Genomic DNA, 8,867 nt, shown 5'->3' on the forward strand with positions numbered 1-8,867 from the left:
CTCGGTCACGTGCCGCCGCCTCGGTGTGTGTCGCCGGGTGCGAGCAGGCTGGTGAGTTCGGCGATGGCGTCCGGCGACGGCTTGAAGTAGCGGCGGACGTTCTCCGCCTTCTTGTGCCGCGACTTGGCCATCAACATCAGCAGGCTCGCCCCCTGCTCCCCGAGGTGGGTCAGCCCGGAGTGCCGGAACTCGTGCAGATCCCAGCCTGTGCCCGCCCCGTGCAGCGCGGTGTGCTCGTCCAGCAGGGCGCGGGCCTGGCCATACGACAGCCGGGCCAGCCCGGAGCCCGGGCACACGTACGTCCCGCGACGAGACGACCTTGCCCGCCCCGGGGCGGCGGTGAGTGACGAACACCGGGCCGCGGGTGCGGTTCTTCAGCAGCCGCGGCAGCAGCCGGGCGGTGCCGGCGTCCCAGTACACAGGCTCCAGCACGAAATCCTCGCGGGCCTGGCCGCGGCGGCGGGCCTTTGGCCTTCACCAGCGCGCGGCGGCCAGCGAAGTTTAGGTCCTCGATGTTCAGCGGCAGGATCTCCTCCGCCCGCGCCACGGTCTCGTACAGCATCCGGTAGAAGCACTTCTCCCGCAGGTGCACCTCGCGGCGGGCGATCAGTCGGTCGATCGCCATCTTCGAGCGCGCCGGCGTCTCGGAGTCCGGCGGGGTCAAGCGCTTGGCCCAGGCCGGCACCTCCGGGCCGTCGAAGCCGCGCTCGGCGCACCAGGCGAGCCAGGACAGCACCGCCGCCCGGCGGGCGTTCCAGGTGTTCACCGCCGCCGAGCCCCACAGCGCTTCGAGGGCCTCGCCGATCTCGTCGTCCGCGACCTGCCCGAGCGGCCGGCCCTCGCCGACCCGTTCGGCGGTCTTGCCGACCCCGATCGCGTAATTCCGCACCGTGTTCGGGTTGCCGAGCGCGTCGAGGAAGGCGTCCGCGGCGCCGCGGACGGTGAGCGCCTTCCGGGCGGGCAGCTGCGCGACGGTGGCCACCGCTTCCCCCTTGCCACAGATAACAGGGCCGCTTTGTGTAGCGGCCCGGAACCGTCGCCGCAGGTCGCGATCAACGATGCCCCAGATAATAGGGCGTTATCCGTGGCGAAGTGCCGTGAATTGCATCAGGTGAGAGGACTCACCCCTGGCTGTAGGGGGCGCCTGAGCAGGCAGGCGTCGGCTGGTCGCAGTCCGGAGACACCCCCGACGATCCGCCCTGACCGCCTGACGGCTGCCCGCGTGACCTGCGGCAACCTCGCTCGTTCTCATCTAATGAACGATTCATTCGCCTTTCTCGCGGCGTGTTGGGGGTTGGCGTGGGCGGTTCCTCATGGAATGTGCCGGGGGCGGCACCGTCACTGTTCATCGTGGGCGGCGCTCCGCTGCTGCACCCGGAGAGCCAGGTCTTCGAGGGCATGCTGGCGGGGTGGCGTGATCAGCAGCTGGCCCGGAATCTGAGCAAGGACACGATCGCGGACCGGCTCCTGGCGGTACGGCGGTTCCAGCGCTTCACCAACGAGTGGCCGTGGACGTGGCGCCCTACGGACGTCGAGGAGTACACCGCCCACCCGCGGAGCGACGGGCGGGAACGGTCCCATTCCACGATCCGCATCTATCACGGCCACGTCCGGTTGTTCCTGGAGTACGTCGCCGACCCTCGCTACGAGTGGACAGCGGTCAGCGAGCGTCTCTTCGGCAACCATCCGGCCCAGGTGTTCTTCGAGTGGAACACCGCCGTGCATGCCGCCGAGTACGAAGGCCGGCCCGGGCGCCGTGCTCTGACCAAGGCCGAGCTTCAGCGGTTCTTCGACTACGCCGATGACCAGGTGGCCGCCGCCCGAACCTCGGGCCGCAAGGGCTGGCTCCCGGCCATGCGAGACGCGACCGCCATGAAGGCCACGTACGCCTGGGGGCTGCGTCGCCGCGAGGTGATCAAGCTGGATCTCGCGGACTTCGGGCACAACCCACACGCTCCCGAGTTTGGTGAGTTCGGCGTGGTCTACGTCCGCTGGGGCAAGGCGTCGAAGGGTTCTACTCCCAAGCGCCGCAGCGTTCTGACGGTCTTCCCGTGGTCGGTGAAGGTGATCGAGCAATGGCTCGGCAGCTATCGCGCGGTGTTCGACACCGCTGCGAAGAGTGATGCCCTCTGGCCGAGTGAGCGGTCGCCGCGTCTGGACATGGGGGCTTTGGGGGACCGGTTCGCCGCCTACCGGGATGCGTTGGGGCTGCCGCAGGAGCTGACGTTGCACTGCTTGCGCCACTCCTACGTGACGCACCTGATCGAGGCCGGCTACGACCCGTTGTTCGTCCAGCAGCAGGTGGGGCACTCCTACGCGTCCACCACCGCGCTCTACACCTCCGTGTCGTCGGACTTTCGCACCCGCACGCTGCGCAAAGTCCTGGACGGCACGATCGGCCGAGCGATCAGCACTGCGACCGGGGAAGGACCGCGATGATCAGGCGACTCGGCTACCACTGGCACCTGCGACGGATCATGGCCGCGCACAACATCTGGAAGACCACCGAGCTCATTCCCCTCCTGCGCGAGCGAGGCATCAACCTGTCCACCGCGCAGGTCTACCGCCTGGTCACCGACCGGCCCGAGCGCCTCTCTCTGCCGGTCCTGGCCGCGCTCTGCGACATCCTCGCCTGTTCGCCCGCCGACCTGATCGAACCGTATGTCGAAGCAGACCGGCGCAAGCGCACAGCCGGTGAGGCGGCCGTCATCGAGATCAATACCGACTTCCGTCCCGAGCGGGCTCGCATCATCGAGGACTGACCATGCCCGCACCCCGGAAGTACACCTCTGACCCGAGCAGACACCCATCCTGTGTGCGTTGCGGCTCCTGCTACCCCGCCAGTCGGCACTGGCCTGAGGGCATCGTCTGTTTCTACTGCGTGCGCGCGGCGCGCAACCGCCAGGGAACCTGCGCTGCCTGCGGTCACGAGGGCATCCTCCCGGGGCTCGACACCGAAGCGCGTCCCCTCTGCGTCCGCTGCTGCGATGTGCCGCTCGACGTGCGAGCGTGAGCGCGAACCGGCAGAGGCCCACGAGCGGCATGATCAAAGCATGACAGAGCGGGAGTTCGATGTAGAAGCCTTCCTCGCCCAGCCGCTCACCGCGCGGGTGGCGACCGCTGGGCCGACCGTGCGGCCGACGTGGTTCCTCTGAGAGGAAGGGGCCTTCTGGATTCTGACCGGCCCCTGGGCAAGGCTGCTGAGCCGCGTCCGGACCGACCCCGCGATCACCCTCGTCGTTGATGTGTGTGATGTCGGAACGGGTCTGGTCAGGCAGGTAATCGCCCGCGGGCAGGCCGAGATCCTGCCGTTCGACGTGCCTCGGGGCCGACGCAAGCTCAACCGGTATCTCGGGGCGGACGACGCGAAGTGGGACAACAGCTTCCGGCACTATCTGCTCGACGACCCGGCCGAACACGGAACCGTCTGGCTGCGGTTGCGACCGGACTCCCTGGTCGCGAAGGACCTCAGCTACTCCGCCTGAGGAAGCCCACAACACCTCCCACCGCACGGTCCGCGCCCGAGTCGAGCACGTCTCGGCCCGCATGGAGACCTGGAAGATCCTCCGCGACTGTCGCCCGAAGGGCGACGGCGTCCACCGCGCAGTCCGCGGCATCACCCGCCTCCACGACCTCGCCCCGACCGGGGAGGGGAGCCATGCCCACAACTGATGAGGAGCGCGGCTGAGATCAATTGCGGGACACGCATGAAGAGTTGACGGATTCACGCGTGGCTCAAGCGGTGGACATGTCACTCAGTGTGTTTTCATGTGCAGCATGAAAACGAGGCGTCGATGAGTACCACTCGATTCTCCGCGTTCGTCGGGGTCGTCTGCGCGGCCGTTCTCTGTGTCGGCTGCGGCTCGCAGGCGGAGGTGCAGCCGAAGGCCGCCGCGCCGACCGCCGACAGCCCGTCGCCGTCGGCACCCGCGGTGCCGACCGCCGACCCGCACGTGGTGCCGGGTTCGGTCCTGAAGACCTATCTGCCGACGAACCGCACCCTGCCCGAGGGGTGGAAGGTTTCCACCGTGTTCGAGGAGCACGACAGCGGCCCGAAGCCGGTGCCGCCGTCCGCCGATCCCAGCCCGACGGTGAACTTCGGCTGCGACCAGCTGGTCCGGAGCGGTACGGAGGCGGCCCTCGGCGGCTGGGGCGCGTACGCCAACCTGGGGGTCACCGACCCGTCCGCCCATGAGGTCGGGATCATGGTGCGCGCCTACTCCACCGGACAGGCGTCGGAGGTGTTCGGCCGGCTGAGGTCGCTGGAAGGTGTCTGCGGAACGACCTACGAGCCCAATTCGGCGGGGCTGTTGAACAACCCGGTCACGATCACCGTCAGCGCCGTCGACGGTGTCGGGGACGAGGGCGTGCGCGTCACGATCGACCGGAAGGCGTACGTCGGCCTGGATCTCGTCGTCATGCGAGTCGGTGACCGGCTGCTGTCCGTGACCTCCGACAACGACGGCGGGAAGTTCGCCGACGTCATGGCACTGACGAAGGCCATCGCACCCCGGGTGAAGTGAACCGCGTTCCAGCGCGCCTTCCAGGACGGGGACGACGATGCCGCGCAGCGCCCGCAGTCCCCGGGTGCGCCCGGCACGCAGCTTCCGGACCCGCGCCACCCACTGCACGCTCTGCACCAGTTGGGGGGGGCCACGCTGATCGCGACGGTGACGGCGACACCCAGCTCGTACAGTGCGCCGGGCAGCACGCGCAGGGCCCGCTTCGGGTTGACGAGGGTGTTCGCGGCGCCGATGCAGCACAGCATGCAGGCCAGCCGGAGCCCGTCGGTGGCCGACGACAGCACGGCCTCCAGCGACACCGGCCCGCCGAGCCGCTGCCCGCGGAGCCGCCCGAGCCCACGGGGGTCCCGTACGTCGTCGTCCGGAAGGCATGGTTCGGGTCAGCAGAGTGGTGTTCGCGGGTCGCCGCTGCGATTGACGACCGCAGCGGAGGCGCGCACTTGGACTGGCGCGCGGTCCCGATCGTCATCCACTGGTTCGAGAAGTCGTTGTAGAGCTCCAGGTGAAGCTCCCCCTTTGACCTGGACAGCCTGATACTGGGACGGAAGGTCCCGGAGGAAGCAGTCACAGGTAGTGAGCAAGAAGAGCAATATGAGCAAGCGGTACACGGCGGAGTTCAAGCGGGATGCCGTCGCGCTGGCGCTGTCGTCGGACAAGACGGTCACCGAGGTCGCCCGGGACCTGGGGGTGAGCCCGGAGGGTCTGCAGTAGTCGGGGTCGTTTGCGGGCGAGGAGTTTGCCGGCGGTGACCCATCCGATGCCTGGCTGGTCACGGAGTAGGTGCCACGCTTTGTGTGCCGGTGAACCGGGAGCCAGGTCGGCTTCCGTGGCGTCGGCCATGTCCATGTCCCGGGGAATGGCACGAAGCAGTGTGGAAAGTTGTGTCCCGGCGTGGCCTTCCAGGAGATCCAGTGCGGCAGCCGTGGGAACGGTGACTGACAGGGTTTGCACTGCGATGAGGTCCTCAGCAGTTATCGCGTCGGCGACTGCTGGGTGGTCACCTCCACCGCCCAGAGCCTCGAATCGGCTTCCTGTGAACGCAGCGGCCCCTGGATGTCGGTCCATGCCGAAGTAGCGGCGCAGGTCCGCGACGGAGCCCGCGTCGGTGATGAGGGCATGGAGCCGTTCCGCAAAAGGATGGGGAAGATCGGGCAAGGACACCAGCGGCTCCAGGTCAGGCAGGTCGGCAGGCAGTACTCGGAGCTACTTCATCTCTTTCGCATCGATCGCATTGGGTAAACGCTGGTTTTGGTCAGCAGCGAGGCGTCACCATGAGGGGATGACCGCGACGAACGGCATGCAGCGAGCACCAGCTATCAGCCTGTCCAAGGTGCAAGAGCGTGCGCCCGACCTGGTCAGCCTGTACAAGGTCGCGGGCGACAGTATCCGCGGGCATGGGCTGGAGGGCGTGCGGGCCGCGGTGTACCTCGTGCTGGACCGGTCCGGGTCGATGCGGCCCTACTACCGGGACGGGACCATGCAGCATCTGGCCGAGCAGGTCCTGTCGCTGTCGGCTCATCTCGACGACGACGGGATCGTGCCGGTGGTGTTTTTCTCCACGGATGTCGACGGGTCCACTGACCTGACGCTCGGCGGGCACCGTGGCCGCATCAACAAGCTGCACGAGAACCTCGGTCATATGGGGCGCACGAACTACCACTGGGCCATGGACGAGGTCATCGACCACTACATGGAGTCCGGCAGCCTCTCGCCCGCCCTGGTCATCTTCCAGACCGACGGCGGGCCCACCAGCAAGCTCGCCGAACGGGCAGCCGAGCGCGCGGAGCAGCTGGCGGCGATCGACCCGGACTGGAACTGCCCATGGCGGCTGGACTGGCAACGCCACTACAAGGTGCTCGCGGACCTGGTCGACGCCGACGGCCACCTGCCCGACATCGCACCCGGCGTGCTATTCGACGGCGACGACATCGGACGATGGCTCACGCGGCAACGCGAACCTCACACCTGGGCACAGCTCCTGCCCGAACAGCAGGAACGACTGACCAAGCTGGGCGTACAGCCCACTGAAGCACCGTATCCCGCCTCAGCGGCCAAGGGCGCGGCCAAGCAGCGCCCGAGCAAGGCACAGCAGGCATTCCAACGCGGCCTGGCAGCCCTCACGCAGTGGGTCGAACGGGAAGGCTCGGACCGACCGGTACCCCGGAAGGCGGTGGAGACCTTGCCCGACGGGACCGAGACCAAGCTCGGCATCTGGTACAGCAACACCAAGACCCGCCGCGACAAACTCACCCCCGAACAACTCAACGCACTCGCCGCCCTCGGACTGAAGTGGGCCGCGGCCTGACGCCGCGGCGGCCGCGGCCGGGCGGCTGGCTGCGAGTGATGCCGGAGCGCACCAGCTGCGAGAGGACCTCAACATCATTGATGCTCCGCGCGGCGCCGGCCGGACCGCGCTGGTCACGGCGGCACACCGGCGGCTGCGGCCTCGGTCGCAACGCGCCGTCCGCCGTCGCTCCGCCCGCCACGCACCGGCCGCTACCCCGCCCGCCGGACGCCGCCTGCCGCTCGCCACCCGTGCTCGCTGGTCGCCAATCGCTGAGGCTGACGGCTGACCGACGGTCGCCCGCCCCCGACTGGCAGCCCCCACCCCCGAACACTATGAACACAACGATCAGAGCGTGGTCCCCGGCCGTCCCCCTCGCTAGCATCGCCGCCGACGGCGCGACGCGGCGCCGATGAGGACGAGGAGCAGCGTCTTGGAGACGACGAGAACGCGCGCACTGATCCACAGAGCGAGCCGGCGCCGGAGTACGGGAGTGCTCGCCTCCCTGGCCGCGGTTGCGGCCGCGCTGGCCGGCGCTCCTCTCGCGCAGGCGGGCACGGTGCCGCCGGCGGCCGTGGCGTGTCCGGCCGAACTCGGCACGAAGACCACGTGTTACACCGGCCAGGACGCCAACGGCGCGGCCTACGCCATCGCCGTCCCCAAGGACTGGAACGGCTCCCTGGTCGTACACGCCCACGGCGGCCCCGATCTCGGCGCCGGCTCCGACCCGCAGCGCAGTGTCGACGACCTGGCCCGCTGGTCGGTGATGGTCGACCAGGGGTACGCGTGGGCCGGTTCGTCGTACCGCAGGGGCGGCTACGGAACGCGGATGGCCGCGGAGGACACCGAGAACGTACGCCAGCTGTTCGTCGAGCGGTTCGGCAAGCCGAAGCGGACGTATGTGCACGGCCAGTCCTGGGGCGGGGACGTCGCCGCCAAGGTCGTCGAGACGTACGGACGCAAGAACGGCCCCTACGCCGGGGCGCTGCTCACCAGCGGCGTGCTGGGCGGCGGGTCCCGGGGCTACGACTACCGGGTGGACCTGCGCGTCGTCTACCAGTACTACTGCCACAACCACCCCCGCCCGACCGAACCCCAGTACCCGCTCTGGCAGGGGCTGCGCGCCGACTCGACGATGACCACGGCGGGGCTGCGCTCCCGACTGCAGGAGTGCACGGGCTACGCCTCGCCTCCCGAGGAGCGCACCGCGCTGCAGCAGCGCAACCTCGACGACATCCTGGCCGTCACGCGTCTGCCCGAGCGCACGCTGGAGTCGCATCTGCGGTTCGCGACCTTCACGTTCCGGGACATCGTCCGGGACCGGCTCGGCGGCCGTAATCCGTTCTCCAACAACGGTGTGTGGTACTCGGGTTCGCACGACGACAAGGCACTCAACGCCGGAGTCGAGCGGTTCTCCGCCGACCCGACCGCCGCACGTGATCTGTCCTACGACAGCGATCTCACCGGCAAGGTCTCGATCCCGGTACTCACTCTGCACGCGATCGACGACCCGACGGCGTTCGTGGAGCACGAGGCGGCCTACCGGGCCACGCTCCAGGGCGCCCACCGGGACCAGTATCTCGTGCAGTCCTTCACCGACGAGCACGAGCACAGCGAGCTGAGCAAATCAGAGTACGCCAACTCCATCACGTCGCTCGACAGTTGGGTGCGCACCGGCCGGAAGCCGACGCCTCGGTCGCTCGCGGACTCGTGCGGCGCCTTCGACCGGACGTACGGGACGGGCTGTTTCTACGAACCCGGCTTCCACCCCTCCGCCTACGCCACACGCGTACGTCCGCGGCCGGGCGGGCTGCACTGGCCCGCGATAACGGCCGCGCAGGAGAAGGCGTGGAGCAGGATCGACGGGGTCGGCATCACGCCCTGAGCGACCTACGAAACCCGCGGGACCTGCGGAGCCTGCGAAACCCGCGGGACCCGCCGAACAAGCGAGACTCGCGGAACACTCGTCCGTCTTGCCTTGGCCGCGGTAGCTGTCGGTGGCCCGGTTGACCGCGATACCGGGGATATAGACGAGCTCCTGGCCGTGGTTGACCCGCAGG

At 68.9% G+C, this 8,867-nt stretch carries 6 protein-coding genes and 5 pseudogenes; 8 read left to right on the forward strand and 3 right to left on the reverse strand.

The genetic code is table 11. The features are described from left to right. Positions 1-5: 5 nt before the first annotated feature. Positions 6-982: pseudogene (locus ACFU8Q_RS35555) on the reverse strand (tyrosine-type recombinase/integrase). 368 nt (positions 983-1,350) lie between these two features. On the opposite strand from ACFU8Q_RS35555, the gene ACFU8Q_RS35560 reads away from it, so the two are divergent. The 5 genes and pseudogenes from ACFU8Q_RS35560 to ACFU8Q_RS35580 all read left to right on the forward strand — a co-directional run bounded on the left by ACFU8Q_RS35560 (position 1,351) and on the right by ACFU8Q_RS35580 (position 4,523). Next, entirely contained in the window at positions 1,351-2,439 is a 1,089-nt protein-coding gene (locus ACFU8Q_RS35560) for a tyrosine-type recombinase/integrase (RefSeq protein WP_384462491.1), read from the forward strand. Then, positions 2,436-2,762, forward strand: coding sequence for a helix-turn-helix transcriptional regulator (locus ACFU8Q_RS35565; RefSeq protein ID WP_326708057.1), 327 nt, complete (start codon positions 2,436-2,438; stop codon positions 2,760-2,762). The genes ACFU8Q_RS35560 and ACFU8Q_RS35565 overlap by 4 nt, the downstream gene beginning before the upstream one ends. Before the next feature lie 291 nt (positions 2,763-3,053). Beyond that, positions 3,054-3,485: pseudogene (locus tag ACFU8Q_RS35570) on the forward strand (pyridoxamine 5'-phosphate oxidase family protein). Further along, positions 3,484-3,672 (forward strand): annotated as a pseudogene (locus ACFU8Q_RS35575) (hypothetical protein); the annotation flags it as partial. The pseudogenes ACFU8Q_RS35570 and ACFU8Q_RS35575, both read left to right, overlap by 2 nt. A 122-nt stretch (positions 3,673-3,794) precedes the next feature. Continuing rightward, entirely contained in the window at positions 3,795-4,523 is a 729-nt protein-coding gene (locus tag ACFU8Q_RS35580) for a hypothetical protein (RefSeq protein WP_384462495.1), read from the forward strand. A gap of 3 nt (positions 4,524-4,526) precedes the next feature. Here the strand turns inward: ACFU8Q_RS35580 and ACFU8Q_RS35585 are convergent. Beyond that, a pseudogene (locus tag ACFU8Q_RS35585) lies at positions 4,527-4,843 on the reverse strand (energy-coupling factor transporter transmembrane protein EcfT); the annotation flags it as partial. A gap of 253 nt (positions 4,844-5,096) precedes the next feature. Here ACFU8Q_RS35585 and ACFU8Q_RS35590 point away from each other — a divergent pair. Then, positions 5,097-5,234: a transposase gene (locus ACFU8Q_RS35590; protein WP_384462497.1), complete on the forward strand. Its 138-nt coding sequence runs from the start codon at positions 5,097-5,099 to the stop codon at positions 5,232-5,234. 54 nt (positions 5,235-5,288) lie between these two features. Here the strand turns inward: ACFU8Q_RS35590 and ACFU8Q_RS35595 are convergent. Beyond that, positions 5,289-5,588 (reverse strand): annotated as a pseudogene (locus ACFU8Q_RS35595) (DUF6308 family protein); the annotation flags it as partial. A 232-nt stretch (positions 5,589-5,820) separates the two neighbouring features. Here ACFU8Q_RS35595 and ACFU8Q_RS35600 point away from each other — a divergent pair. Both ACFU8Q_RS35600 and ACFU8Q_RS35605 read left to right on the forward strand, forming a co-directional pair. Then, entirely contained in the window at positions 5,821-6,828 is a 1,008-nt protein-coding gene (locus ACFU8Q_RS35600; RefSeq protein WP_384462503.1) for a VWA domain-containing protein, read from the forward strand. A 391-nt stretch (positions 6,829-7,219) separates the two neighbouring features. Then, positions 7,220-8,692, forward strand: coding sequence for a hypothetical protein (locus ACFU8Q_RS35605; RefSeq protein WP_384462500.1), 1,473 nt, complete (start codon positions 7,220-7,222; stop codon positions 8,690-8,692). The last annotated feature ends 175 nt before the right edge of the window (positions 8,693-8,867 follow it).

It is taken from the genome of Streptomyces sp. NPDC057543, assembly GCF_042801895.1.
In the GTDB taxonomy this organism is placed as follows: domain Bacteria; phylum Actinomycetota; class Actinomycetes; order Streptomycetales; family Streptomycetaceae; genus Streptomyces.